The organism is Mesorhizobium sp. 113-3-9 (assembly GCF_016756515.1).
Taxonomy (GTDB): Bacteria; Pseudomonadota; Alphaproteobacteria; order Rhizobiales; family Rhizobiaceae; genus Mesorhizobium.
This window is the reverse complement of record NZ_AP023246.1, coordinates 5,261,598-5,283,983: the sequence shown is the minus strand read 5'-3', so window position 1 is coordinate 5,283,983 and position 22,386 is coordinate 5,261,598. Positions and strand designations below refer to the sequence as shown.

The 22,386-nt window shown below is 61.9% G+C and carries 26 protein-coding genes; 10 read left to right on the top strand and 16 right to left on the bottom strand.

Features of this window, described 5'->3' with window-relative positions:
- Positions 1-2 precede the first annotated feature (2 nt).
- A complete protein-coding gene (locus tag MesoLj_RS25925) occupies positions 3-1,196 on the top strand; it encodes a phytanoyl-CoA dioxygenase family protein (protein WP_202323031.1) in 1,194 nt (397 codons plus the stop codon).
- Between the two features lie 148 nt (positions 1,197-1,344).
- Here the strand turns inward: MesoLj_RS25925 and MesoLj_RS25920 are convergent, their stop codons facing one another.
- Positions 1,345-1,752: a hypothetical protein gene (locus MesoLj_RS25920; protein WP_140768076.1), complete on the bottom strand. Its 408-nt coding sequence runs from the start codon at positions 1,750-1,752 to the stop codon at positions 1,345-1,347.
- Between the two features lie 202 nt (positions 1,753-1,954).
- Between MesoLj_RS25920 and MesoLj_RS25915 the strand changes: the two genes are divergently transcribed.
- Positions 1,955-2,443, top strand: coding sequence for a MarR family winged helix-turn-helix transcriptional regulator (locus MesoLj_RS25915; RefSeq protein WP_244735164.1), 489 nt, complete (start codon positions 1,955-1,957; stop codon positions 2,441-2,443).
- Positions 2,444-2,451: 8 nt separating this feature from the next.
- Here the strand turns inward: MesoLj_RS25915 and MesoLj_RS25910 are convergent, their stop codons facing one another.
- Together MesoLj_RS25910 and MesoLj_RS25905 are read right to left on the bottom strand one after the other, a co-directional pair.
- Complete coding sequence (locus tag MesoLj_RS25910; protein WP_140768072.1) at positions 2,452-3,189, bottom strand: polysaccharide deacetylase family protein; 738 nt, start codon at positions 3,187-3,189, stop codon at positions 2,452-2,454.
- 75 nt (positions 3,190-3,264) lie between these two features.
- The gene (locus MesoLj_RS25905) at positions 3,265-5,334 is read right to left on the bottom strand and encodes a putative bifunctional diguanylate cyclase/phosphodiesterase (RefSeq protein WP_202323029.1); all 2,070 of its coding nucleotides are present in this window, start codon (positions 5,332-5,334) and stop codon (positions 3,265-3,267) included.
- Positions 5,335-5,642: 308 nt separating this feature from the next.
- On the opposite strand from MesoLj_RS25905, the gene MesoLj_RS25900 reads away from it, so the two are divergent.
- Positions 5,643-6,830, top strand: a complete 1,188-nt coding sequence (locus MesoLj_RS25900) for a glycine C-acetyltransferase (protein WP_202323028.1) — start codon at positions 5,643-5,645, stop codon at positions 6,828-6,830.
- 52 nt (positions 6,831-6,882) lie between these two features.
- A complete protein-coding gene (gene tdh, locus MesoLj_RS25895) occupies positions 6,883-7,917 on the top strand; it encodes an L-threonine 3-dehydrogenase (protein WP_140768066.1) in 1,035 nt (344 codons plus the stop codon).
- Positions 7,918-7,949: 32 nt separating this feature from the next.
- On the opposite strand, the gene MesoLj_RS25890 is transcribed toward tdh, so the two are convergent.
- The 4 genes from MesoLj_RS25890 to MesoLj_RS25875 all read right to left on the bottom strand — a co-directional run bounded on the left by MesoLj_RS25890 (position 7,950) and on the right by MesoLj_RS25875 (position 10,797).
- Positions 7,950-8,594 carry a CDP-alcohol phosphatidyltransferase family protein gene (locus tag MesoLj_RS25890; protein ID WP_202323027.1) on the bottom strand — a complete coding sequence of 215 codons (645 nt, stop codon included), beginning with the start codon at positions 8,592-8,594 and terminating at the stop codon, positions 7,950-7,952.
- Between the two features lie 7 nt (positions 8,595-8,601).
- Entirely contained in the window at positions 8,602-9,552 is a 951-nt protein-coding gene (locus tag MesoLj_RS25885; RefSeq protein ID WP_202323026.1) for a phosphatidate cytidylyltransferase, read from the bottom strand.
- On the bottom strand, positions 9,549-10,202 hold the full coding sequence (locus tag MesoLj_RS25880) for a lysophospholipid acyltransferase family protein (RefSeq protein WP_202323025.1): 654 nt from the start codon (positions 10,200-10,202) through the stop codon (positions 9,549-9,551). The genes MesoLj_RS25885 and MesoLj_RS25880 overlap by 4 nt, the downstream gene beginning before the upstream one ends.
- 151 nt (positions 10,203-10,353) lie before the next feature.
- Positions 10,354-10,797 (bottom strand): MarR family winged helix-turn-helix transcriptional regulator, encoded by a 444-nt coding sequence (locus MesoLj_RS25875; protein ID WP_140768058.1) that lies wholly within the window; start codon positions 10,795-10,797, stop codon positions 10,354-10,356.
- 115 nt (positions 10,798-10,912) lie between these two features.
- On the opposite strand from MesoLj_RS25875, the gene hmgA reads away from it, so the two are divergent.
- The 5 genes from hmgA to MesoLj_RS25850 are packed head-to-tail and all read left to right on the top strand — an operon-like array spanning position 10,913 to position 14,981.
- On the top strand, positions 10,913-12,226 hold the full coding sequence (gene hmgA, locus MesoLj_RS25870) for a homogentisate 1,2-dioxygenase (RefSeq protein ID WP_202323024.1): 1,314 nt from the start codon (positions 10,913-10,915) through the stop codon (positions 12,224-12,226).
- An 11-nt stretch (positions 12,227-12,237) separates the two neighbouring features.
- On the top strand, positions 12,238-13,125 hold the full coding sequence (locus tag MesoLj_RS25865; RefSeq protein ID WP_202327467.1) for an MBL fold metallo-hydrolase: 888 nt from the start codon (positions 12,238-12,240) through the stop codon (positions 13,123-13,125).
- Positions 13,122-14,135, top strand: coding sequence for a fumarylacetoacetate hydrolase family protein (locus MesoLj_RS25860; protein WP_202323023.1), 1,014 nt, complete (start codon positions 13,122-13,124; stop codon positions 14,133-14,135). The genes MesoLj_RS25865 and MesoLj_RS25860 overlap by 4 nt, the downstream gene beginning before the upstream one ends.
- Positions 14,136-14,146: 11 nt before the next feature.
- On the top strand, positions 14,147-14,440 hold the full coding sequence (locus MesoLj_RS25855) for a hypothetical protein (protein WP_202323022.1): 294 nt from the start codon (positions 14,147-14,149) through the stop codon (positions 14,438-14,440).
- Positions 14,441-14,444: 4 nt separating this feature from the next.
- On the top strand, positions 14,445-14,981 hold the full coding sequence (locus tag MesoLj_RS25850; protein ID WP_202323021.1) for a DinB family protein: 537 nt from the start codon (positions 14,445-14,447) through the stop codon (positions 14,979-14,981).
- A gap of 17 nt (positions 14,982-14,998) precedes the next feature.
- On the opposite strand, the gene MesoLj_RS25845 is transcribed toward MesoLj_RS25850, so the two are convergent.
- The 3 genes from MesoLj_RS25845 to hppD all read right to left on the bottom strand — a co-directional run bounded on the left by MesoLj_RS25845 (position 14,999) and on the right by hppD (position 16,783).
- Positions 14,999-15,376 carry a type II toxin-antitoxin system VapC family toxin gene (locus MesoLj_RS25845; RefSeq protein WP_202323020.1) on the bottom strand — a complete coding sequence of 126 codons (378 nt, stop codon included), beginning with the start codon at positions 15,374-15,376 and terminating at the stop codon, positions 14,999-15,001.
- Positions 15,373-15,597 carry a type II toxin-antitoxin system Phd/YefM family antitoxin gene (locus MesoLj_RS25840; RefSeq protein ID WP_202323019.1) on the bottom strand — a complete coding sequence of 75 codons (225 nt, stop codon included), beginning with the start codon at positions 15,595-15,597 and terminating at the stop codon, positions 15,373-15,375. The genes MesoLj_RS25845 and MesoLj_RS25840 overlap by 4 nt, the downstream gene beginning before the upstream one ends.
- Positions 15,598-15,667: 70 nt before the next feature.
- A complete protein-coding gene (gene hppD, locus MesoLj_RS25835; RefSeq protein WP_202323018.1) occupies positions 15,668-16,783 on the bottom strand; it encodes a 4-hydroxyphenylpyruvate dioxygenase in 1,116 nt (371 codons plus the stop codon).
- Positions 16,784-16,921: 138 nt separating this feature from the next.
- On the opposite strand from hppD, the gene MesoLj_RS25830 reads away from it, so the two are divergent.
- Positions 16,922-17,389 carry an Lrp/AsnC family transcriptional regulator gene (locus MesoLj_RS25830; RefSeq protein ID WP_202323017.1) on the top strand — a complete coding sequence of 156 codons (468 nt, stop codon included), beginning with the start codon at positions 16,922-16,924 and terminating at the stop codon, positions 17,387-17,389.
- A gap of 34 nt (positions 17,390-17,423) precedes the next feature.
- On the opposite strand, the gene MesoLj_RS25825 is transcribed toward MesoLj_RS25830, so the two are convergent.
- From MesoLj_RS25825 to aztA, 6 genes are all read right to left on the bottom strand, one after another.
- The gene (locus MesoLj_RS25825; RefSeq protein WP_202323016.1) at positions 17,424-17,717 is read right to left on the bottom strand and encodes a hypothetical protein; all 294 of its coding nucleotides are present in this window, start codon (positions 17,715-17,717) and stop codon (positions 17,424-17,426) included.
- A gap of 21 nt (positions 17,718-17,738) precedes the next feature.
- Positions 17,739-18,077: a TIGR01244 family sulfur transferase gene (locus MesoLj_RS25820; RefSeq protein WP_056562770.1), complete on the bottom strand. Its 339-nt coding sequence runs from the start codon at positions 18,075-18,077 to the stop codon at positions 17,739-17,741.
- 117 nt (positions 18,078-18,194) lie between these two features.
- Positions 18,195-19,403 (bottom strand): zinc metallochaperone GTPase ZigA, encoded by a 1,209-nt coding sequence (gene zigA / locus MesoLj_RS25815; RefSeq protein WP_244735162.1) that lies wholly within the window; start codon positions 19,401-19,403, stop codon positions 18,195-18,197.
- Between the two features lie 102 nt (positions 19,404-19,505).
- Positions 19,506-20,447 carry a zinc ABC transporter substrate-binding protein AztC gene (aztC, locus tag MesoLj_RS25810; protein ID WP_202323015.1) on the bottom strand — a complete coding sequence of 314 codons (942 nt, stop codon included), beginning with the start codon at positions 20,445-20,447 and terminating at the stop codon, positions 19,506-19,508.
- Between the two features lie 28 nt (positions 20,448-20,475).
- Entirely contained in the window at positions 20,476-21,351 is an 876-nt protein-coding gene (gene aztB / locus MesoLj_RS25805) for a zinc ABC transporter permease AztB (RefSeq protein ID WP_202323014.1), read from the bottom strand.
- Positions 21,351-22,172 (bottom strand): zinc ABC transporter ATP-binding protein AztA, encoded by an 822-nt coding sequence (gene aztA / locus MesoLj_RS25800; protein ID WP_140768034.1) that lies wholly within the window; start codon positions 22,170-22,172, stop codon positions 21,351-21,353. The genes aztB and aztA overlap by 1 nt, the downstream gene beginning before the upstream one ends.
- Positions 22,173-22,386 lie beyond the last annotated feature (214 nt).

The window sequence follows — 22,386 nt, the reverse complement described above, 5'->3', positions numbered from 1 at the left end:
CCGTGAAGGCCGACAATTATGCCAAGCTCAGATCCGATCGTGTCTGGCTTACCGCCGATGTGTGCAGCATCGACGATTTTGCCGCGTCGACGCGAAGGACGACAAATCCAGCAGACTATCCGTTCGCGTCCGAGGTCCAGAAGGACATCCTGATCTACGATGGTGCGCCGGTTCGCGCGGCCGCCGGCGATCCGGCTCGGCGTAAGGCGCTTCTTGCCGAATGGGTCGAGGCGATGACCGACGGTCCCGGTGTCGTCGTGTTTCGCGGTGCCTTCGAGGATGTGGCGCCAGTCGACGCAGCCACTGAAGCGTTCAATGCCATCATCGCCGAGGAGGGTGCGGCCGGAGCAGGCGGCGGCGATCATTTTGCCAAGCCCGGCGCCAACGACCGGGTGTGGAATGCGCTGGAGAAGCTGTGCCTGCGCGATCCCGCGACCTTCGCCGCCTATTACGGCAACGATATCATCGCGCTGATATCGGAAGCCTGGCTCGGCCCGGCCTATCAGGTGACGTCGCAGGTGAACAATGTCAGGCCGGGTGGCGCGTCGCAGTCGGCGCACCGGGACTATCATCTTGGTTTCCAGACCTCGTCCATCATCGAACGCTATCCGGTGCACGTCCATCGGATATCGCCGGTGCTGACGCTGCAGGGCGCCGTCGCTCATTGCGACATGCCGGTGGAAAGCGGCCCTACGCTTTATTTGCCCTATTCGCAGACCTACCTGCCTGGGTACCTGGCGATGAACCGCCCCGAATTCCAAGCCTATTTCGCCGAGCATCATGTTCAACTGCCCCTGAAAAAGGGCGATGCGGCCTTCTTCAATCCGGCGCTGTTCCACGCCGCCGGCACCAACCGGTCAGCCGATATCCAGCGTATGGCGAATCTCTTGCAGGTCTCATCGGCCTATGGCCGCGCCATGGAGAGCGTGGACCGGACCCGCATGAGCGCGGCCCTCTACCCCATTCTGCAGCGTATGCTGGGCGATGGCAGCCTGACCAGGCAGGCGGCTGGCAATGCCATCGCGTCGTCGGCGGAAGGTTATTCCTTTCCGACGAATCTCGATCGCGACCCGCCGCTCGGCGGGCTCGCGCCGGAGACACAACAGGCGCTTGTCCATCGTGCTCTGGATGCAGGATGGAGCCCGGCCGTCTTCGTGGGCGAACTCGAGAAACAGGCGCGTAAAAAACTGACCTGAGAAGCGGCTGCCGCGGCTGTCGGGGTTGGTGGCGCGCGGTCAGACCTGCATACGAGAGCCCATGTATGCCGGCCTGGCCGCGCGCCCGCACGCCGTTGGCTCATCGCCTGATAACGTGCGATCTTGTGAGCTGCGGTGCGGACGACGCTCAGACCATCCTGGCGATTGCCATGCAAAGCACGGTGACCACCAGAAGCCATGCGGCAATGCGTTCGCCGATCGCCATTCTGGCGCGCAGCTGCGTTTCGATTTCCGCATTGGCGCCGGTAAGCCGCCTGCTCGGCGCCCTGACCATGGCGCCGAGCACGCCGGCCGCGGCAAACGCGGCCAGGATGCCGAGCGCCAGCACCATTTCCATCGAGCCGAAATAAGCGCCGTGGAAGAAATACCACAGCAGCGCCCCGGTCAGGAAAACCATGCCGGCCGCGCCCATCTGCGGCTGGATGAAGCGCTCCGCCTTGATCTCGGGATCGCGGGCGAGGGTGATGGTGGTGCCAGCCCAGAACACGCCGGCCATCACGTGAAGACCGATAACCACGATATAGACATATTGCATGCCGGCTCTCCTCTCTCGCTCGCCACCGCACTGATAGTTAGATATCTAACAGTTAGATGTCAATGTATAAACGCGAACCTGTTCCATCTGCGGAAAACACCGTCTTTGTCGGAGGCAATTCCGGGCGGAAAACCGCTTCACACTTTTCCTGGAATTGCTCTAGTGTCCCGCGATGACGCCCTTTGAACGCCCGCCAGTCGGCATGAATCTCGGCCGCACCGCCAAGCTCGTTGCGCAGGCCTTCGACGCCGCTTTGGTTGAAGCGGGCGGCACATTGCCGGTCTGGCTCACCCTGCTGTCGGTCAAGTCGAGCAAGCTTGCCAATCAGCGCGAACTCGCCGGCATGATCGGCATCCAGGGCGCGACGCTGACCCACCATCTCAACGCGATGGAGGCGCAGGGCCTGCTGACGCGCCGCCGCGATCCCGTCAACCGGAGGGTCCATCTGGTCGAATTGACAGAAGCGGGAGAAGAGCTGTTCGAGACATTGCGGCAGGCCGCGCTCGCCTTCGACAAGCGGCTCCGCAAAGGATTGCCCGACGAGCGTCTGGCGGAGTTCGCGCAGGTATTGGCGGCATTGCGCGACAATGTCGAAGCGCCAAGCTTCGGACAATTGCTGACGGCTTTTCCCGGTGACAAGAACGATTTACCGCCTCGTTCCCGCAAACCGGCTCGCAAAATCAAATCATAACGGCCCGCTCAGTCATAGGTCGGGATCGTTCCAAAGGCGTAGCGGCGCAGTTTCAGTGCGGTGATCAGGTTGGTCAGTTTCGTCTTGCCGTCGAAACTGTCCTGGAACATCTCGTCATGCATCAAGAGGATCAGCTTGCCCGGCTTGGCGAAGCGGCCATAGCCGAACAGGTGATCGATCTCGCTGACCAGATGGTCGACGCTCTGGACCGGCTCGCCATTGTCCTTGTGCACCCACTCGTGGTCCCAGCCGTAGAGATAAAAGCCGGAAGCCGCGACGAATTCGTAGTCGGGATCCTCGCGGCCGGCTTGCGCGGGCCCAAGCGAGTTGTCGTCCTTTGACATCGAAGGCAGCCGGAATACATCGCGGCCCGGCAGTCGCGCGTGCACCGCGGGCTTAAGGCCCAGCACGGCATTGGCCATGAGCATGTCGGCAACCACCCCTTCCGTGTCGCTGTAGAAGTGCCGGTAGTGATTGTAGGCGTGGCTGTAGCTGTGGTTGCCGATCGTCACCAGCGGCATCGCCTTGGCGCGCCGGACCAAGGCCTTGTTGGACGCACTGGCCTCGGCGTGCATGCCGACCATGAACAGCGTCGCCGGAACCTGTTCCGCCGCCAACACATCGAGGATGTTGCTGGTGCCGTTCAGCGGACCATCGTCGAAGGTGAGATAGATGGTGCGATCCGCCCCATAAGCCGGCGGCGCGGACAACAACATGGCCGCCAGCACAAGCCGAAAGAATGTCATGGGCCGCTGTATCCGTTTGCGATCAGCACAGGCCGCCATCTCGGCGGCCGGTTGTCAAGGCGGGCCAGGTTTCGCCTATTTCAGGCTGCCTTGCAGCACCGTCAGCCTGGCTTTCTTCGGCATGCGCGCTGTCAGCCATTCGAGCGCCTTGTCGTGCGGCATCGGGAAGGCGATGGAATAGCCCTGTACCTGGTCGCAGCCGATCGCCATCAGCGAGTCGAGTTCGGCCTCGGTTTCAGCCCCCTCGGCGACGATCGAGATGCCGAGCCCGCGGGCAAGCTCGGTGATGGCGCGCACGATCTTGGAGTTGTCGCCATTCTCATGGATGTTCTGGACGAAGCGGCGGTCGATCTTGAGCCGATCTATCTCGTTGGGATTGACGTGGCTGAGCGACGCATAACCGGTGCCGAAATCATCGAGTTCCAGATGCACGCCCGCGGCCCTGATGTGGCGCAGCTTGGCGGCGATGCCCGTCTTCTCGTCGTCCAGAATGACGGATTCGACGATTTCCAGCGACAGTTTCTGTGGTGGCAGCCCGGCCTTTTCCAGTGTCTCGAACAAAAACGCGTCGAAATCGTGCTCGCGCAGCTCGGTGCCCGAAACGTTAACGGCAAGCCGGCCGAAGGCAATCCCGGCACGGTTCCACTCGGCGGCTTCGTTGATCGCCTTGCTGATCACGATGCGGCCGATCTCCGGCATGAAACCGCATTTCTCGGCGACCGGAATGAATTCGCCCGGCGAGATCATGCCGCGCTCGGCATGGTTCCATCGCACCAAGGCTTCGATGCCGCTGATGGCGCCGTTGGTCAGGGAGACCTGCGGCTGGAAATAGACCTGAAACGCTTTTTCTGAAATGGCGACCTTGATGTCGTGCTCGAGCTGCTTGCGGTAGTCGAGTTCGCGGCGCAGCTCCTCCGAGAAGAACGAGAAGTTGCCACCGCCCATCTTCTTGGCGGAGTAAAGTGCCAGATCGGCATGGACGAGCAGGTCCTGAGCATTGTCGGCATCGATCGGATAGACGGCGATGCCGCCGCTGGCACCCGGAAGAATCGTGGTGCCCTGGAAGATGATCGGCTCGTTGATATGCGCCAGGATCCGCCGTGCCAGCATGTTGATGTCCTCGGTGGTGCCCGCGCCATTGAGGATCATCACGAATTCGTCGCCACCGAGCCGCGCGCACAGATCCGACGCCCGGCACGAATCGCGCATGCGCTGCGCCGTCACAACCAGGACATAGTCGCCGGCGGCGTGGCCGAGCGTGTCGTTGATCTGCTTGAATCGGTCGAGGTCCAGCTGGACCACGGCCAGGCGTTCGCGCCGCCGGTGCGCACCCTTGATCAGCGTGTCGAAATGGTCGGTCAGGAAAGTGCGGTTGTGCAGGCCGGTCAGGCCGTCGTGAACCGCGATGAAGGCCATTGAGTTGCGAGCATCGACCAGTTCACGCGTCTTGCGCAGGATCGCATTGGACATCGGCCTGAAGATGAACAGTGCCACCAGCAGGATAACGCCGAGTGTAGCGTAGAACAGCGTGCGGTGGAGGGCGAGCAGCTTTTCGGAGCGCTCGTCGGCCTCGGCGCTGATGCGCTGGCCAAGGGCCGCATAGCCCGACAAGGTTGCGTTGGCGACCGACGTATCGAGGTTGACGCGTTCAGCGCCGCCCTTGTAGCCGTCATTGTCGAGATTGAGTTTCGATTCAAGGGCGGAGATCAGACGGTCGCCATTGGCGATCAGCCCAACCGAGAAATAGTCGAGATGGAAGGGCTTGGCGAAAAGCACGCTCTCGATCGATTTCGCATCGAGCTTGGCCGGCGACTGCGGATCCGCGCCCGTCTGCTTGAGCAGCAGATCGTAATTGGTCTCGAACTCAGCCGTGGCTTGCTTGAGCGCGCTGACCAGCGCCGGCTGCTTGTCGCGCGACGCGGCACCCGTTGCGCTGGCAAGGAAGACGATGCGCTGCGACAATGTCTTCTGCGTGCCGACGATATCGAGCAAGGTGTGGTTGTGTTGCTGCGTGGCCATCGTCTGCTGCAGCAGGAAGAAAGAGGCTGCCACCATGGTGGCAATGATCAGCAGCGCCAGCCAGTAGCCAGCCTTGATCAGCAGTATGAGCTTGCCTGAAACGGTTTGCACCGGCTGCTGCGACATTTTCGGGGGCGGCCCTCTCGCCAACGGATTCCTGTATGGTCACCATTGAGCCGCAAACGTTAACAGGACTGGAAATTGACAGCCGGCCGGCAAGGGGAGAGCCGCAAAGATCGCTAAATGGTTATCGGCTCCTTTCGCCGCCGGCCTGCATTTGAGTATTGCTTGTCGCGTGCGTTATCGAGTGGCCGCTCGCGCGATGCCCGTCGCGTCTCGGTTGATGCTGTCCGGCCACCCGATCCGGTCGCTTTTGCGATGGATTTTTTGCGCAAGCGGGACGACAGTCTGCCCACGTCAAACGAGGCCCGATCATGACCGCAGCATTTCTCTCCCATATCGACAGCGAGCTTGCAGGGCTCAAATCGGCCGGGCTCTACAAATCCGAGCGGGTGATTTCCTCGATGCAGTCGGCGCAGATCGAGGTCGGCGGTGAGAAAGTGCTGAACTTCTGCGCCAACAACTATCTCGGCCTCGCCGACAGCGCCGACCTGCGAAAGGCGGCTACGCAAGCGCTCGATCGCTACGGCTACGGCATGGCCTCGGTGCGCTTCATCTGCGGCACGCAGGAGGAGCACAAGCAGCTCGAGGCGACGATTTCCTCCTTCCTCGGCCTGGAGGACACCATCCTCTACGGCTCCTGTTTCGACGCCAATGGCGGACTGTTCGAGACGCTGCTTGGCGAGGAAGACGCGATCATTTCGGATGCGCTGAACCACGCCTCGATCATCGACGGCGTCAGGCTGTCCAAGGCCAAGCGCTTCCGCTACGCCAACAACGACATGGCCGATCTGGAGGCGCGATTGAAGGAGGCGAAGGATTGCCGCTTCCGACTGATCGCCACCGACGGTGTGTTCTCGATGGACGGCATCATCGCCAACCTGAAGGGCGTCTGCGACCTTGCGGACAAATATGACGCCATGGTCATGGTCGACGACAGCCATGCGGTCGGCTTCGTCGGCAAAAATGGCCGCGGCTCGGCGGAACATTGCGGCGTCGAGGGCAGGGTCGACATCATCACCGGCACGCTGGGCAAGGCGCTTGGCGGCGCTTCCGGTGGCTACACCTCCGGCAAGAGCCAAGTGGTCGACTGGCTGCGCCAGCGCTCGCGGCCCTATCTCTTTTCCAACACGCTGATGCCGGCGATCGCCGGCGCCTCGATCAAGGTGTTCGACCTGATCCGCAATGGCGACGCCTTGCGCGAACGCCTATATGCCAATGCGGCGCGGTTCAGGTCGCAGATGGGCAAGCTCGGCTTCACGCTGGCCGGTGCCAATCATCCGATCATTCCCGTGATGCTTGGCGAGGCGACGCTGGCGCAGGAAATGGCGACGCGCATGCTGAAGCGCGGCATCTATGTCATAGGCTTCTCGTTCCCGGTGGTGCCTAAGGGCCAGGCGCGTATCCGCACCCAGATGTCGGCGGCGCATTCCAGCGCCGACATCGACCGAGCGGTGGAGGCGTTCGGCGCGGTCGGCAGGGAACTGGGCGTGATTTCCTGAGCGGCCGGCGCCGAAAAGCGATTCCGGATCAAGAGATTCAAGGGACAAGACAATGTCGAACATGATGAAGGCGCTGGTGAAGGCCAAGGCCGAACCGGGCATCTGGATGGAAGAAGTGCCGGTGCCGGAGATCGGCCCCAACGATGTGCTGATCAAGGTCAAGAAGACAGCGATCTGCGGCACCGACGTCCATATCTACAATTGGGATCAGTGGGCGCAGAAGACGGTGCCGGTGCCGATGGTGACCGGCCATGAATTCGTCGGCACCGTCGCAGATTTCGGCGCGGCCGTCACCGAATACAAGGTCGGCCAGCGCGTCTCGGGCGAAGGCCACATCGTCTGTGGCCATTGCCGCAACTGTCGTGCGGGCAGGGGACATCTGTGCCGCAACACGCTTGGTGTCGGCGTCAACCGGCCAGGCGCTTTCGGCGAGTATCTCGCTATCCCGCAGCACAACGTCGTTCCGATCCCCGACGACGTGCCGGACGAAGTCGCGGCGATCTTCGATCCACTGGGCAATGCCGTCCACACGGCATTGTCCTTCGATCTGGTCGGCGAGGACGTGCTGGTCACCGGCGCCGGGCCCATCGGCATCATGGGCGCACTCGTTGCCCAGTGCGTTGGTGCGCGAAAAGTGGTCATCACCGACATCAACCCGGTGCGGCTGGCGCTGGCGAAGAAGCTCGGCGTCCAGCATGTCGTCGACGCCTCGAAGCAAAAGCTGCGCGACGTCATGCCGGCGCTCGGCATGACCGAGGGTTTTGACGTCGGCCTCGAAATGTCTGGCGCCGCCCCCGCCTTCCGCGACATGATCGACACTATGAACAATGGCGGCAAGATCGCCATTCTGGGCATTGCGCCTACCGGATTCGAGATCGACTGGAACAAGGTCATCTTCAAGATGCTGCACCTCAAGGGCATCTATGGCCGCGAGATGTTTGAGACCTGGTACAAGATGATCGCGCTGGTGCAGGGTCCGCTCGATGTCTCGGGACTGATCACGCACCGCATCGGCATCGACGATTTCCAGACAGGCTTCGATGCGATGAGGAGCGGCAGTTCGGGCAAGGTCGTGATGGACTGGTAGACGCCTCCGGCGAGCCCAGCCAGGAAAACGCCTCAGGGGCTCCTGGTTCTCAACCATCGCACTTGTCGCCATGCGCGGCGCAGCGCGGTTGCGGCGGAGCCGATCGCGATGACGGCAAGCGCGAGCGTCAGGACCTCATTGCGGCCATGCCAGAGGAACTCCACTGAAGACAGCAGCGCAGCAATGGTTGCAACCGCCATGCGATGCGGTTTAGCCATCGGGCCGGAGAAATCGCTCGGTGCTTCGTTGGCCCGCCCTAGTTCCCGCACATAGGCGGTGAGAACCGAAAAACAGGCGGCTGCCCAGCCAAGGCCAGGCATGGCGATGCCGTAGCCTATTCCCACCATGATGGCGATGTCGGCGATCCTGTCCGGGAACTCGTTCCAGAAGGGGCCATCGGCCGACGCCTTGCCGCCTTCGACGGCGACCATGCCATCGAAGAGGTTGCACAGCAGGCGCAGTTGGCAGAACAGCGCGGCTCCCGGCAACAACAGCAGACGCGCCATGCCGTCGCTCTGCCCGCCAAGCCAGAAGGCGGCGCCGGCCAGCGCTCCGGCGAGGATGCTGGCCTGCGAAATCTGGTTGGGCGTCACCGAGAGTGCGGCGAGACGTCTGGCCGTCGCCTGTGCCCAGCGCGTGTCGCGGCTTGCAAGGGGTCTGCGATCGCCCGTGTTCATGACTGCCTCATGCCGGCGACCAGAAGTAACGCGTGAGGTGGAAGAAGATCGGAGCGGAGAACACCACTGAATCCAGCCGATCGATCAGGCCGCCATGGCCGTCTATCAGATGGCCCCAATCCTTCACGCCGCGGTCGCGTTTGATGGCGGACATCACGAGGCCGCCGAAAAAGCCCATCAACGTGATCAGGAAGGCCATTGCGCCGGCCTGAAGCGGAGAGAACGGCGTGATCCACCACAGGCCAGCGCCGACGAGGCTGGCGCAGGCGATGCCGCCGACGAAACCTTCGACAGTCTTGGACGGCGAAAGCTTTGGTGCGATCTTCGTACGCCCGATCATCTTGCCCCAGATATATTGCAGCACATCGCTCAACTGAACGACGATGACAAGGAAGGCTATCAAAAGCACATTGCGGCCCTCGTAGCCGGGAATGTGCAACGTCAGGAGAGCCGGCACGTGCGAGGCGCAGAAGACGCAGATCATCAGCGCCCATTGCACCTCCGCGATTCGAACCAGGAAGTGCTGCGTGTCGCCTCGCACCGCCGAGATGATGGGCATCAACAGGAAGGCGTAGACCGGAATGAAAACGGAAAAGATTTCGTAGTCCTCGATCCAGAGCAGGACATACTGCAACGGCAGCACGACGAAAAACGCGGTGGCCAGCGCCCAGTGGTCGGCACGCCGCGTATTGGTCAGCGTCACGAACTCGCGAAGGGCGGCGAAGGAGCAGAAGCCGAAGAGGAGCAGAACGCCGATTCGCCCGGCGACGAATGCGATGGCGATGAGGATCGCCATCACCCACCAGGCATTGATGCGGGCGTTGAGGTTCTCGATGGCCGGGTTCGAGCCGTCTGGCGACAAGCGTCGCTCCAGGATCTGGCCCACGAAGGAGGCCGTAAGCAGGATCCCGCAGACGCCGAGCACGAGAACCATCATGTCGAATTGGGTCGAGCTCATTCCTCTACCCTCTCGGCCGCTGCCTTTTTCGGCGCCAGCGCGAGTAGCGCTTCCCGTGCTCGCTCGAGAAACATATCCTTGTCCTCGCCATCAGCCAGATGCATTGGCTCGCCGAACGTCACCGTGCAGATCAGCGGTATGGGCACGAACTCCCCCTTCGGCATCACTCGGTTGAGATTGGCGATCCATACCGGCACCAACTCGAAATCGGGGTGCAATGCCGCCAAATGGAAGAGGCCGGATTTGAATGGCTGCAAGGACGCATCGGACTGGTTGCGCGTGCCCTCCGGGAAGAGGATCAGCGAAGAGCCTTCCTTCATCGCTTCCCCCATGCTCTCGACAGGATCCATCGTGCGTGCGTCGCGATTGCGATCGATCAGGACGGCATTGAAAACGTCGCGCCCGATGAAGCTTCGGAGTTTTGATTTCAGCCAGTAGTCGGCGCCCGCCACGGGACGGACCCGCCGACGCAGGCGCGGCGGCAGAACAGCCCAGATCAGGATGAAATCACCATGGCTGGAGTGGTTGGCAAAGAAGATCGAGCGACGGCGAGGCAGCCTGCCTTCGTGCCAGAACGGCCGCACAGCGGTGATGGCACGCGCAAACAGCAAGACGATCACCGCCACCGGCTTGGCAATCAGCGACTTCATCCATCCCCCAATTCGCTCATGGATCATCCGCCAGCTGACATGCAGGCGCAGAGAATCCGCTACCGGACAAGCAGGGATCGCGAGACCCGTGGCTGCCTGAACGCGCTACCCCTTCGCGGCGACCGTCTTATATCCCCTCCGGCGACGGCGGCTATCTCCTATCCAATGCGGTTTCCAGCGACAAGACGCCCTTTACGATGGAAGTTCGTTCGTCGGCGCTCAATTTGGCCAGCAGCGCCTGCTCGAACGCCTTCGCCAGCGGCACCATCTCACGATAGGCGGCAAGGCCCGCTTTGGTAAGCCTCAAATGCTCGACACGGCGATCGTTGTCATCGGGAGTCCGGATGAGCCAGCGCCGCCTTTCAAGCTCCGCCACCGCGCGCGACACCTTGGTCTTGTGCATGGCCGACTGCTCGCCGAGCTCTGTCGCGGTCATCGTCCCGCGCTGGCCAAGTCCGGAAAGCGTGCGCCATTCCGGCCGCGTCAACCCGTGACTGTCCTTGTATATCCGCGAGAATTCGCGGCTGACGGCGTCGGCAAGACGATACAGCCGGTAGGGCAGGAAGCTTTCGAGCTCCAGGATCTCCGGGTCCATGGTTCATTTCCTTGCGCGCCATGGTGGCATTGATAGTTACATTTTCGATGGTTACAAATGAAACCAGTTTGGTCAATCTGGCTGGCGTCTGGCCGGATGCGCAAGGGAGGAAGCGATGGCCTTTTCCTATATGCCGGGCTTCGGCAACGATTTCGAGACCGAAACCTTGCCCGGCTCGCTGCCGCAGGGGCGGAACTCGCCGCAACGGCCGGCCTACGGCCTTTACGCCGAACAGCTTTCCGGTTCGCCCTTCACCGCGCCGCGCGGCACCAATGAGCGGTCCTGGCTCTATCGCATCCGGCCGAGCGTCAAGCACACCGGCCGCTTCAAGGCGGCGAGATATCCCCTGTGGAAGACCGCTCCCAATGTCGGTGACCACGAACTGGCGCTTGGACAGTATCGCTGGAACCCGGTGCCGATGCCGAAGGAGCCGACCGATTTTATCCAGGGCATGCGCAGCATAACCACGGCCGGCGACGTGCTCGGGCAGACCGGCATGGCAGCGCATGTCTATGTCGCCAACACATCGATGGTCGACGATCATTTCTTCAATGCCGACGGGGAGTTGCTGGTCGTGCCGCAGGTCGGCGCCCTGCGTCTGGTGACGGAGATGGGCGTCATCGAGCTTCGGCCCGGCGAGATCGCCGTTTTGCCGCGCGGCCTCGCCTTCAAGGTCGAATTGGTCGACAGGCAGGTGCGCGGCTACGTCTGCGAGAACTATGGCGCCAAGCTGACCTTGCCTGATCGCGGCCCGATCGGCGCCAATTGCCTGGCCAACCCGCGCGATTTCAAGACGCCTTGCGCCTGGTTCGAGGAGAAGGAGACGCCATGCCGGCTGATCGTGAAATGGTGCGGCAATTTCCATGTCACCGAGATCGGTCATTCGCCGCTCGACGTCGTCGCCTGGCATGGCAATTACGCGCCTTACAAATATGACCTGGCGACGTTTTCGCCGGTCGGCGCCATCCTGTTCGATCACCCCGATCCGTCGATCTTCACCGTGCTGACCGCGCCGAGCGGCGAGGAAGGCACGGCCAATATCGACTTCGTCATCTTCCCGCCGCGATGGCTGGTGGCCGAGGATACGTTCCGGCCGCCATGGTACCACCGCAACATCATGAGCGAATTCATGGGCCTGATCCATGGCCAGTACGATGCCAAGGAAGAAGGCTTTGTTCCCGGTGGCATCAGCCTGCACAATCTGATGCTGGCCCATGGCCCGGATGCCCCTGGCTTCGAAAAAGCCTCGCGCGCGGATCTGAAACCGGTCAAGCTCGACAACACCATGGCCTTCATGTTCGAGACCCGCTTCCCGCAGATGCTGACCCGCTACGGCGCCGAACTGGAGACCCGCCAGGACAACTACATCGATTGCTGGGCAGACCTGAAGAAGCGTTTTAATGGCACGCCGGAGGGCGACTGGTCTTGAGCCGCAAGCCAATGCCGGATCGGTTGGTGCTGCTGGGCTCCAAGGGCGGCCCGGCGCTGCGGCCTGGCGGGCCATGGCCGAGTTCGTCGCTGCTTGAAATCGGAGGGCGAACCATCGTCGTCGATTGCGGGCTTGGCGTGACGCGCGCTCTGGTCGATGCCGGCATCAGCCTGAAGGCGCTCGACCTGATCTTCATCACGCATCTGCATTCAGACCATGTGTTGGAACTGGGACCGCTGATCCACACCGCCTGGACGGCGGGGCTGGCGACGCCGGTCCGCGTGTTCGGCCCGCCCGGCACCGGCCACTACTGGCGGCGCTTTTGCCAGGCGATGGAATTCGACATCGAGATCCGCATCGTCGACGAGGCCCGGCCTGACATTCGCGAGCTGGTTTCGATCGATGAGTTCGGCGAGGGCCAGGTGGTCGAGCAAGGTGGCCTGAAGGTCACGGCGCTGCGTGTCGACCATCCGCCTGTGACCGACTGTTTTGCCCTGCGCTTCGAGCATGGCGGTAAAAACGTGGTCTTTTCCGCCGATACGGCCTTCTTTCCACCGCTCGCCGATTTCGCCGAGGGTGCCGACCTTCTCGTCCATGAAGCTATGCTGGAGGAAGGGATCGAGCGGTTGGTCGCCAGAACCGGCAATGGCGCGCGACTGAAGGAACATCTGGTCGCCAGCCACAGCTTTGTCGAGGAAGCCGGGCGCATCGCCAGCGATGCCGGCGTCAAGAGGTTGGTGCTCAATCATCTCATTCCCGCCGACGATCCCGAGATCACCGAGGCCGACTGGCTTGCTGCTGTCAGGAAAACATGGGCCGGCGACTTGACGATCGCCCGTGACGGCCTTGTTGTGGAACTAAGCGGTGTCAAAGCCGCATCAGGAGAGGAAATCGCATGAAGCTTGCCACATTGAAGGACGGGACGCGCGACGGAAAACTCGTCGTCGTCTCGCGCGACCTGACGCAGTACACGGATGCTTCGTTCCTGGCGCGCACGCTGCAGGCGGCACTGGACGACTGGCGCAGGATTTCGCCGCATCTCGCGACCATAGCGGAATCGCTGGAGAACAATGCGATGCCATCAGCGCGCTTTCACGAGCACGACGCGCATTCGCCGCTGCCACGCGCCTATCAATGGGCCGACGGGTCGGCCTATGTGAACCATGTCGAACTGGTGCGGAAGGCGCGTGGCGTCGAGATGCCGGCAAGCTTCTGGACCGATCCGCTGATCTACCAGGGCGGCTCGGACTCCTTCATCGGGCCGCGCGATCCGATCCACATGACCGACGAAGCCTTCGGCATCGACATGGAGGCGGAAGTCGCCGTCATCGTTGACGACGTGCCGATGGGGGCGAGCCTTGATGAAGCGCGCGCCGCGATCCGGCTGGTCATGCTGGTCAACGATGTCACACTGCGCGCACTCACCGGGCCGGAACTGGCCAAGGGTTTCGGCTTCTTCCAGTCGAAACCGTCCTCGGCCTTTTCACCCGTGGCGGTGACGCCGGACGAACTGGGCGATGCCTGGGATGGCGGCAAGGTCAGCCTGCCACTGCTTGCCGATCTCAACGGCAAGCCTTTCGGCCGCGCCAATGCCGGTGTCGACATGACCTTCGATTTCCCGGCCCTTATCGCGCACGCCGCGAAGACGCGACCGCTTGTCGCCGGCACGATCATTGGTTCGGGCACGGTTTCCAACAAGCTCGATGGCGGCCCGGGAAAACCTGTCTCGGCCGGCGGCGCGGGCTATTCCTGCATCGCCGAACTGCGCATGATCGAGACCATTGCATCAGGCGAGCCCAAGACGCCGTTCCTGCGCTTCGGCGACACGGTACGCATCGAGATGAAGGACAAGGCCGGACATTCGATCTTCGGCGCTATCGAGCAGAAGGTCGAGAAATACGAACGATAGCGGGGGATGGAATGACGGGAGAGATATTCTATCTGATGACCGGTGTCTGGGCGCTGGCTATTCTGGCTGTCTTCATCCTGGCGATCCGGCTGAGCTATCGCATCGAGGCGCGCTCGCCGGACCTGACCAACCGCAGCGGCCTTCCGCGCAAGGCGATGATGTTCCACACCATCACCAACATGAATGTCGCGCGGGACGAGGAAACGCAAGCCATGCGGCGGCGCATGAACGGGTTGCTGCTGATTGTGCTCGCCGGATTCGTGGTTATGGGGGCGAGTTTGCATCTGGTTCGGTCCGCAGGATGACGTCATGACCCTGCTTGATCATCTGCGCCGCATGGCCGGTAACAATCTCTGGTCGAACGACCGGCTCTATCGCGCCGTGCTTGCGCTCAAGCCCGGTGAGTTCGAAGCCGAGCGCACCAGCTTTTTCCCGTCGATCAAGGCAACGCTCAACCACATCCTCGCCGTCGATTATCTCTATCTCGATTTTCTCGAGGAGGGCGGCATCGGCGCCGCAGCCCATGATGACTTTGTGCCTTTCGACGAGCCCCATGCGCTGTTTGCCGCGCAGATCGCGGCCGACCGGCGACTGATCGCCTTCTGCGATGGCCTGTCGGAGGCCGATCTCGACCGCCGCGTCATCACCGACCGGCGCGAGGACGGCATGATCCCCGAACGCATCGGCGATATCCTCGCCCATGTCTTCCTGCACGACATCCACCATCGCGGTCAGGTGCACGCCATGCTGTCCGGCACCTCGGTGGCGCCGCCGCAACTCGATGAGTTCCTGCTCGATTATGACATTAAGCTGAGGGAGGCAGAGGTCGAGAAGCTGGGATTGTGAGCCGGTTTTTTCGCCTATCAGGCCAGAGCGACGCCGTAGCGGGCGAAATGCGGGTCAGATGTTAGGATGGTCAGGTTCTCCACCTGCGCCTGCGCGATCAGCAGTCTGTCGAACGGATCACCATGGTGGTGGGGTAGGCCGCTGACGGTATTCGCATGATGTAAAGTTACGGCGAGCGGCTGAAATCGCATCCTTGGAAGCAGCGTTGGCAGATCGTCCGGCGCATCGAGTTTTCCGATCGAACGTTTGATGGCCATTTCCCACACGCTTGCCGCGCTGGCGAACACCACCGCGTCCGAAGCCAGGATAGCGCGGTGCTGTTCGCTGAGACGTCGGTCGTCCGAAATCGACCAGAGGATGATACGGGTGTCGGCGAGATACTGGCCGACCGTCATTTCACGTACTCGTCCCATTCGGGACCGAGTTCGTCAAAATCGTCAGCAATCCAGATCTTGCCCTTCAAGGCGCCGATACGCGGCAGCGTTTCGGCGGCCGCCGGCGGTACAATGCGAGCGGCCACTTTGCCGTGGCGTGTAAGTATGATCTCCTCGCCGGCTTCAGCACGGCTGACGAGTTCAGAAAATTTAGCCTTGGCCTCGGCGATGGAAACATTCATAGCGCGATCCTTTATGACCATAATTTAGGTCATAATTGATCGCGCCGCAGGAAGTTCGGTTCGGGGCAGCCTACGCTGCCTTGCCGTCCACCCTGATCACACCGCGCTTGATCTGGTCCTGCTCGATCGATTCGAACAGCGCGCGGAAATTGCCTTCGCCAAAGCCTTCGTCGCCCTTGCGCTGGATGAACTCGAAGAAGATCGGCCCGATCACGGTTTTCGAGAATATCTGCAGCAGGATCTTGGTCATGCCGCCGTCGACCACGCCTTCGCCGTCGATCAGGATACCGTGCTTCTTCATCCGCTCGATCGGCTCGTCATGGCCGTTCACCCTGGCATACGACATGTCGTAATAGGTTTCCGGCGGGCCCGGCATGAACTTCAGCCCGTTGGCGGCGAGTTTGTCGGTGGCGGCGTAGATCTCGTCGGTGCCGACCGCGATGTGCTGGATGCCTTCGCCATTGTACTTCTTCAGATACTCGGCGATCTGGCTGGTCTCGTCCTTGGATTCGTTGAGCGGTATGCGGATCTTGCCGCAGGGCGAGGTAATCGCCCGGCTGACCAGGCCGGTGATCTTGCCGTCAATATCGAAGAAATGGATCTGCTTGAAGCCGAACAGATTGCGGTAGAAATCCCACCATTTGTCCATCTGGCCGCGATACACATTGTGGGTCAGGTGATCGAGGAAATAGAAGCCGACGCCTTGCGGCCGCGGATCGCGCGCACCGAGCCATTCAAACTCGGCGTCGTAGGCCGAGCCCTTCTTGTCGTAAGCGTCGATGAAATAGAGCAGCGAGCCGCCGATGCCCACGATCGCCGGAACGTCGAGCGCCTTGTCGTCGCCTTCGTAAGGCGTGGCGCCCTTCGAGACGGCGTGGTCGAAAGCGTGCTTGGCGTCGACCACGCGCCAGGCCATCGAGGCGGCGCACGGACCATGCTTGTCGGCGAATTTCATCGCATGCGAGCCTGGCTCGGCATTGATGACATAGTTGATGTCGCCCTGACGCCAGACGGTGATGTCTTTCGTGCGATGCTTGGCCACCGCCACATAGCCCATGCGGGTGAACAGCTCGGCCAGCTTCTGCGGTTCCGGATGCGCGAATTCGACGAACTCGAAACCATCGGTGCCGGCAGGGTTGTCCTTGCTGATCTTGGCGGGCGGGGCGTCGTGCGGGAAGGGACCCATGGTATTCCTCCGGAAGCTGGCTCGGCCTGAAACGGCCATTTGACGCCATCATAGCGCGCAGTCGGCGCATGGTGCTTGCATTCAAACGCTTGAAATGATCATCTCATGCGCGAAGCATGCATGTTGAGAGAAAAAATCATGGATGAGACGCGCATTGATCAGTTTGACCGCAAGATAATGGCGCTCCTGCAGGGTGACGCGCGGCTGACCAACAATGATCTCTCGGAGCGGGTGAACCTGTCGGCATCGCAATGCTCGCGCCGCCGCCAGCGGCTGGAGGAAGACGGTTATATCAAGGGCTATCGGGCGGTGCTCGACCGCGACAAGCTCGGCTTCTCGCTGGTCAACGTCATCTCGGTGACCTTGGCCACCCACAACCGCGACAACGCCCGGCGCTTCGGTGAATTGGTGGCGCGGCTGCCCGAAGTGCAGGAAGCGCACGCGCTGACTGGCGAGATGGATTACATCCTGAAGGTGGTGACGCCCGATCTCAAATCACTGTCGGAATTCGTCAACGCTGTGCTCTTGCCACATGAATCGGTGCAGCATGTAAAGACAGCGATTGTGCTGGAGACGCTGAAGGAGACGAGTAGTCTACCTTTGTGACGTCGCGGCCTGCCACGAAAGTAATTTCCTTGGGCTAGTGCCGGTAATAGGCCATTGCCGCGAAGATGGTTCCGAACACTAAGGCGAGTCCATATGCAATGATGCTGTATCCCGGAATGTGCAGCTTCCAGTCGATCACGAAATCCCGGGTCAGTTGGTTGCTTTCCCAGTCGACGGAAACAACCCATGCGTGTCCAACTCTGGCGAATTTCCCCAAGCCACCATGCCGCTTCACGATTTTGTAGCGCTGATATGATAACCAATGGATTGGGAGCACTGCAGCAAAAAGCGCAGCTAAGGTAAGTGCGGCGTAGATCCGATCGGTCATTGCACTGCTGGCGCCAAAGGATCAGCCCTTCGACTGCTGGATCAACCCATACAAATTCGTGCAGCGCGCGCCGGAGCGGCAATAGGCGAAGACCGGCCCTTCCAATTCGTCCAGCGCCTCGGCCTGATCCTCGACATTCTCGGCGGTGATCTGGCCGCTGATGACCGGGATGTAGCGGAAGGCGAGGCCTGCGGCTTCCACCGCCGCCTTGAGCGTATCGGCCGAAGGCTGGCCGGGCTGTTCGTCATCCGGCCGGTTGCAGATGACGCTCTTGAAGCCGGCGGCCTTGATGGCCGCGACGTCTTCGGGCTGGATCTGGCCCGAGACCGAATAGTCTTCGCTGATCTCGCGGTATTCCATGGCAGCATCCTCGCAATCTGGTTTGTCGAGGAGTCTTGCCACTCCCCGACGTGGCCGGCAATCCGCGCCGACAGAAATCATTCAGCGCAGATAGACGTTTCCCGCCGAGAATCCAACTCAGGCTGCCCAGGCCGGGAACGGATCGGGCAGCGCTCGCCACTGTTCAGGCCGAAAATCCTCGGCGTCGACCAGGCAATCGTCCAGTTCGGCGCGGATTTGCGCCTCATCCATCGGTTCGCAGCCGATGAAGACCAGTTCCTGGCGGCGATCGCCCCAGACAGGGTCGAAATAGGGGGCCATGCTTTGACGCCATTCGGCATGGTCGGGCCAGCGGCTTTGCGGCACGGCAGCCCACCACAGGCCGCGCTTTTCGGTCCGCACCAGTGCGCCCGCCTGGCTCATTTCGCCGACATGGCGCGGCCGTGTCGCCAACCAGAAGAAGCCTTTGGCCCGCACCACGCCCGGCCATGCGCGGCCGATGAAGGTCTGGAACCTCGCCGGCTCGAACGGTTTTCGCGCCCGATAGACGAAGGAACGGATGCCGTATTCCTCGGTCTCGGGAACATGGTCGCGAAAACCGTTTAGTTCCTTGAACCAGAGCGGATTCTGCTGCGCTTTGTCGAAATCGAAGCGGCCTGTGGCGAGCACCTTGTCGAGCGGCACCTTGCCGAAATCGGCTTCGACGATCTCGGCACCGGGGTTGAGCGCCCGCACGATCAGCCTTGCCATGTCGCGCTGGTGCGGGCTCGCCACGCCGATCTTGTTCAGCACCACGATGTCGGCGAACTCGATCTGCTCGACAAGAAGGTCGACGAGCGCCCGGCCGTCCTGCTCGCCAAGCGACTGGCCACGCTGCTTGAGGAAATCCGACGACGAATAATCCTTGAGCAGATTGAGCGCGTCGACCACGGTCACCATCGTGTCGAGGCGGGCGACGTCGGACAGGCTATTCCCATGCTGGTCGCGGAAATCGAAGGTCGCGGCGACGGGCAGGGGTTCGGAAATGCCGGTCGATTCGATCAGCAGATAGTCGAAGCGATCTTGTTCGGCGAGTGCGCGGACCTCCTTCAACAGGTCGTCACGCAACGTGCAGCAGATGCATCCATTCGACATCTCCACCAGTTTCTCGTCGGTGCGCGACAGGTCGGCGCCATCGCGCACAAGTTCGGCATCGATATTGATCTCGCTCATGTCGTTGACGATGACGGCGACGCGGCGGCCCTCGCGGTTCGACAATATGTGATTGAGCAGCGTGGTCTTGCCGGCGCCGAGGAAGCCGGAAAGCACGGTGACGGGAAGGCGTTTGAGACCGGGCATTTTATCCATGATTGGGTTCCGGGATTTTAGTCGATCTGTTATGTTATTTTATTACGTATTGACTGCTAAAAAAGGCGGAGACTGGCTCCGCCTTTCCGAGCACGGCGCTCCTCAACTGCCGAGGATGGCGCCTTTGATCTGGCGGATGTTGTTGTGCATCATGTCGATATAGGTCGAGCCCGGGCCATCGGGCTGCGACAGCGCATCCGAATAGAGCGTGCCGCCCACCTTGATGCCGGTCTCGCTGGCGATCTGCTCGATCAGGCGCGGGTTGGTGATGTTCTCGACGAAGATGGCCGCGGCCTTGTCCTGCTTCACCTGCTCGACCAGTTTGGCGACATCGGCGGCAGACGGTTCAGAGTCGGTCGAGATGCCTTGCGGGGCGAGGAAGGTCAGGCCGTATTCGTGTTCGAAATAGCCGAAGGCGTCATGCGAAGTGATGACGACGCGCTTGGCTTCAGGAATCGACTGGATCGCCGCCTTCACTTCGCCTTCCAGCGCATCGAGCTTCTTGGTGTAGGCGGCGGCATTGGTCTGGTAGCTGACGCAGTCCTCGCTGTCGGCCGCGCAGAAGGCCTCGGCGATGTTCTTCACATAGATCTTGGCATTGGCGATCGACTGGAAGGCGTGCGGATCGGTGACCGTCTTGCCGCCGCCGGTGCCGGCGCCTTCGGCCGCGTCGGCGTCGGCGAATTCAGGCTTGAAGTCGATCGGCGTCACGCCCTTGGTCAAGGTGACGATAGAGGCTTTGGTGGCGCTGGCATCGACCAGCCGTTGCAAGAAGCCTTCGAAGTGCAGGCCGTTGACCAGCACGATGTCGGCCTTGGCCATGGCGACCGCGTCGGCCGGGCTCGGCTCATAGACATGGGCGTCGCCATCCGGCCCGACGATGGTGGTGATGTCGACACGGTCGCCGCCGACATTCCTGGCGAAATCGGCGATGACGGTGAAGCTGGCGACCACTTTCAGCGGTGCCGCGAAGGCCGAGGAAGCGCCAAAAGCAGTTAATGTTATAACGCTCATCGCCAGGGCGGCACGGATTGATTTCAGCATAAGCGGGTCTCCTTTCGAGGGGCGGGGATCAGGCCGTTCTGTGACGGTGATGGATGATGCGCGCGCGCAGAATGCCGCGCGTGCCGAACAGGATCGAGGCGAAATAGACGACGCCGGCCGACAGGATGATGGCCGGGCCGGACGGCAGCGAGGCGTGATAGGACAAAAGCAGCCCGGCGATGCAGGAGGCAAAGCCGATCAGCACGGCCAGCACGCACATCGGCTCGACGCGCACCGTCCAGAAGCGGGCGGCGGCCGCCGGCAGCATCATCAACCCGACGGACAACAAGGTGCCCAGCGCCTGGAAGCCGCCGACGAGGTTGAGCACGACCAGGCCAAGGAAGATGAAATGCACAGGGCTGCCCATGCGGCTGACCGAACGCAGGAACAGCGGATCGAGGCATTCGGCGACCAGTGCCCGCCAGAAGACGGCGAGGCTGGCCAAGGTTACCACGACGATGCCGCCGATCAGCGTCAGCGCTTCGTTGTTGAGCGCCAGCACGGTGCCGAACAGCACATGCATGAGGTCGACGCTGGAGCCGCGGATCGAGACCATCAACACGCCGATGGCGAGCGAGATCAGGTAGAAGGCCGCCATCGAGGCGTCCTCGCGCTGGATGGTGAAGCGCGAGACCGCGCCGGCGCCGAGCGCGACGATGACGCCTGCGATCAGGCCGCCAATGGTCATCGGCAGGATTTCGAGGCCATAGAACAGGAAGCCGGCGGCCGCACCCGGCAGGATGGCGTGCGCCATGGCGTCACCCGACAGGCTCATGCGCCGCAGCATAAGGAAGACGCCGATCGGACACGCGCCGAGCGACAGCATCAGCGAGCCGAACAGCGCCCGCTGCATGAAGGCGAAATCGGCGAAGGGCGCGATGAAAAGACCATAGAGCGTGTCCATCAGGCAGCCCTCGGTCCGGCGCCATGATGATGGTGGTCGTGATCGTGGCCGTGATGATCGTGGCCATGCGCATCATCGTCGGTGTGCTCGTTCGGTTCACACCAGGGCGCGTTTTCTTCCCAGGCTTCATGGAAGCGGCGCGCGCGTAGCAGATTTTCCGGCTTCAGCGTCTCGCGCGTTTCGCCCCAGGCGATCGGCTGGCGGGCCAAAAGCAGGGTTTCCGGGAAATTCTGACGGACCAGATCGAGATCATGGACAACGACCATTATGGTGCGTTCTTCGCCATGCCAGCGCTTGATCAGGGCGATCAGGTCACCGACAGTCTTGGCATCGACGGCGTTGAACGGTTCGTCGAGCAGGATGAGGTCGGCATCCTGCAACAGCACACGGGCGAACAGCGTGCGCTGCAACTGGCCACCCGACAGCGTGTCGATCGGGCGCTTTTCGAAGCCGCCAAGGCCGACCGCCATCAGCGCCTGACTGACCGCCGCGCGATCCTCCGATGTGTAGCGGCCGAGCATGCCGCGCTTCGGCCAGAGCCCCAGCGAGACAAGGTCGACAACGCGCGCCGGGAAAGAGCGGTCGAGTTCCGATTGCTGGGGAAGGTAGGCGGCACGCACGCCGGGTGCGCGAACAACCTCGCCGGCCATCGGCTTCAGCACGCCGACAATACCTTTCATCAGCGTCGATTTGCCGGACCCGTTGGCGCCGACCACGGCCGTCAGCGAGCCCTTGCGGATCGCGCCGTCGAGGTGATGGATCGCCGGGTGACTGTTGTAGCCCAGCGTCAGATCACGGAATGTCAGGCAGGTCTGGGTCATGTCGTTCCGTGGCGATGCCATGTCCGGCAGGGGTGGCGGTTTGGATATGTGATGTTATTACATTAGTCAACAAGCCAATCGGGCGGAATTGCGAACGGCGGCTCAACTTGCCGTGAATCTCACTCTTGCTGGTCCAAGGGGATTTGGCCCCGGCGGCCTTGCCCGAAGCGAACCGCAACTCTAAACAGTCGCCACCCATAACAGGAAGGAACCT

Bases quoted from the DNA above. Each gene is read 5' to 3' on its own strand.
- MesoLj_RS25885 (WP_202323026.1), bottom strand. From the start codon at position 9,552: ATGAGCTCGACCCAATTCGACATGATGGTTCTCGTGCTCGGCGTCTGC.
- hmgA (WP_202323024.1), top strand. From the start codon at position 10,913: ATGGCCTTTTCCTATATGCCGGGCTTCGGCAACGATTTCGAGACCGAA.
- MesoLj_RS25830 (WP_202323017.1), top strand. From the start codon at position 16,922: ATGGATGAGACGCGCATTGATCAGTTTGACCGCAAGATAATGGCGCTC.
- aztC (WP_202323015.1), bottom strand. From the start codon at position 20,447: ATGCTGAAATCAATCCGTGCCGCCCTGGCGATGAGCGTTATAACATTA.
- MesoLj_RS25910 (WP_140768072.1), bottom strand. From the start codon at position 3,189: ATGACATTCTTTCGGCTTGTGCTGGCGGCCATGTTGTTGTCCGCGCCG.
- MesoLj_RS25875 (WP_140768058.1), bottom strand. From the start codon at position 10,797: ATGGACCCGGAGATCCTGGAGCTCGAAAGCTTCCTGCCCTACCGGCTG.
- MesoLj_RS25920 (WP_140768076.1), bottom strand. From the start codon at position 1,752: ATGCAATATGTCTATATCGTGGTTATCGGTCTTCACGTGATGGCCGGC.
- MesoLj_RS25820 (WP_056562770.1), bottom strand. From the start codon at position 18,077: ATGGAATACCGCGAGATCAGCGAAGACTATTCGGTCTCGGGCCAGATC.
- MesoLj_RS25900 (WP_202323028.1), top strand. From the start codon at position 5,643: ATGACCGCAGCATTTCTCTCCCATATCGACAGCGAGCTTGCAGGGCTC.
- MesoLj_RS25890 (WP_202323027.1), bottom strand. From the start codon at position 8,594: ATGAACACGGGCGATCGCAGACCCCTTGCAAGCCGCGACACGCGCTGG.
- MesoLj_RS25860 (WP_202323023.1), top strand. From the start codon at position 13,122: ATGAAGCTTGCCACATTGAAGGACGGGACGCGCGACGGAAAACTCGTC.
- MesoLj_RS25855 (WP_202323022.1), top strand. From the start codon at position 14,147: ATGACGGGAGAGATATTCTATCTGATGACCGGTGTCTGGGCGCTGGCT.
- MesoLj_RS25865 (WP_202327467.1), top strand. From the start codon at position 12,238: ATGCCGGATCGGTTGGTGCTGCTGGGCTCCAAGGGCGGCCCGGCGCTG.
- aztB (WP_202323014.1), bottom strand. From the start codon at position 21,351: ATGGACACGCTCTATGGTCTTTTCATCGCGCCCTTCGCCGATTTCGCC.
- aztA (WP_140768034.1), bottom strand. From the start codon at position 22,172: ATGACCCAGACCTGCCTGACATTCCGTGATCTGACGCTGGGCTACAAC.
- MesoLj_RS25915 (WP_244735164.1), top strand. From the start codon at position 1,955: ATGAATCTCGGCCGCACCGCCAAGCTCGTTGCGCAGGCCTTCGACGCC.
- MesoLj_RS25850 (WP_202323021.1), top strand. From the start codon at position 14,445: ATGACCCTGCTTGATCATCTGCGCCGCATGGCCGGTAACAATCTCTGG.
- MesoLj_RS25840 (WP_202323019.1), bottom strand. From the start codon at position 15,597: ATGAATGTTTCCATCGCCGAGGCCAAGGCTAAATTTTCTGAACTCGTC.
- tdh (WP_140768066.1), top strand. From the start codon at position 6,883: ATGTCGAACATGATGAAGGCGCTGGTGAAGGCCAAGGCCGAACCGGGC.
- hppD (WP_202323018.1), bottom strand. From the start codon at position 16,783: ATGGGTCCCTTCCCGCACGACGCCCCGCCCGCCAAGATCAGCAAGGAC.
- MesoLj_RS25905 (WP_202323029.1), bottom strand. From the start codon at position 5,334: ATGTCGCAGCAGCCGGTGCAAACCGTTTCAGGCAAGCTCATACTGCTG.
- MesoLj_RS25880 (WP_202323025.1), bottom strand. From the start codon at position 10,202: ATGAAGTCGCTGATTGCCAAGCCGGTGGCGGTGATCGTCTTGCTGTTT.
- MesoLj_RS25825 (WP_202323016.1), bottom strand. From the start codon at position 17,717: ATGACCGATCGGATCTACGCCGCACTTACCTTAGCTGCGCTTTTTGCT.
- MesoLj_RS25845 (WP_202323020.1), bottom strand. From the start codon at position 15,376: ATGACGGTCGGCCAGTATCTCGCCGACACCCGTATCATCCTCTGGTCG.
- zigA (WP_244735162.1), bottom strand. From the start codon at position 19,403: ATGGATAAAATGCCCGGTCTCAAACGCCTTCCCGTCACCGTGCTTTCC.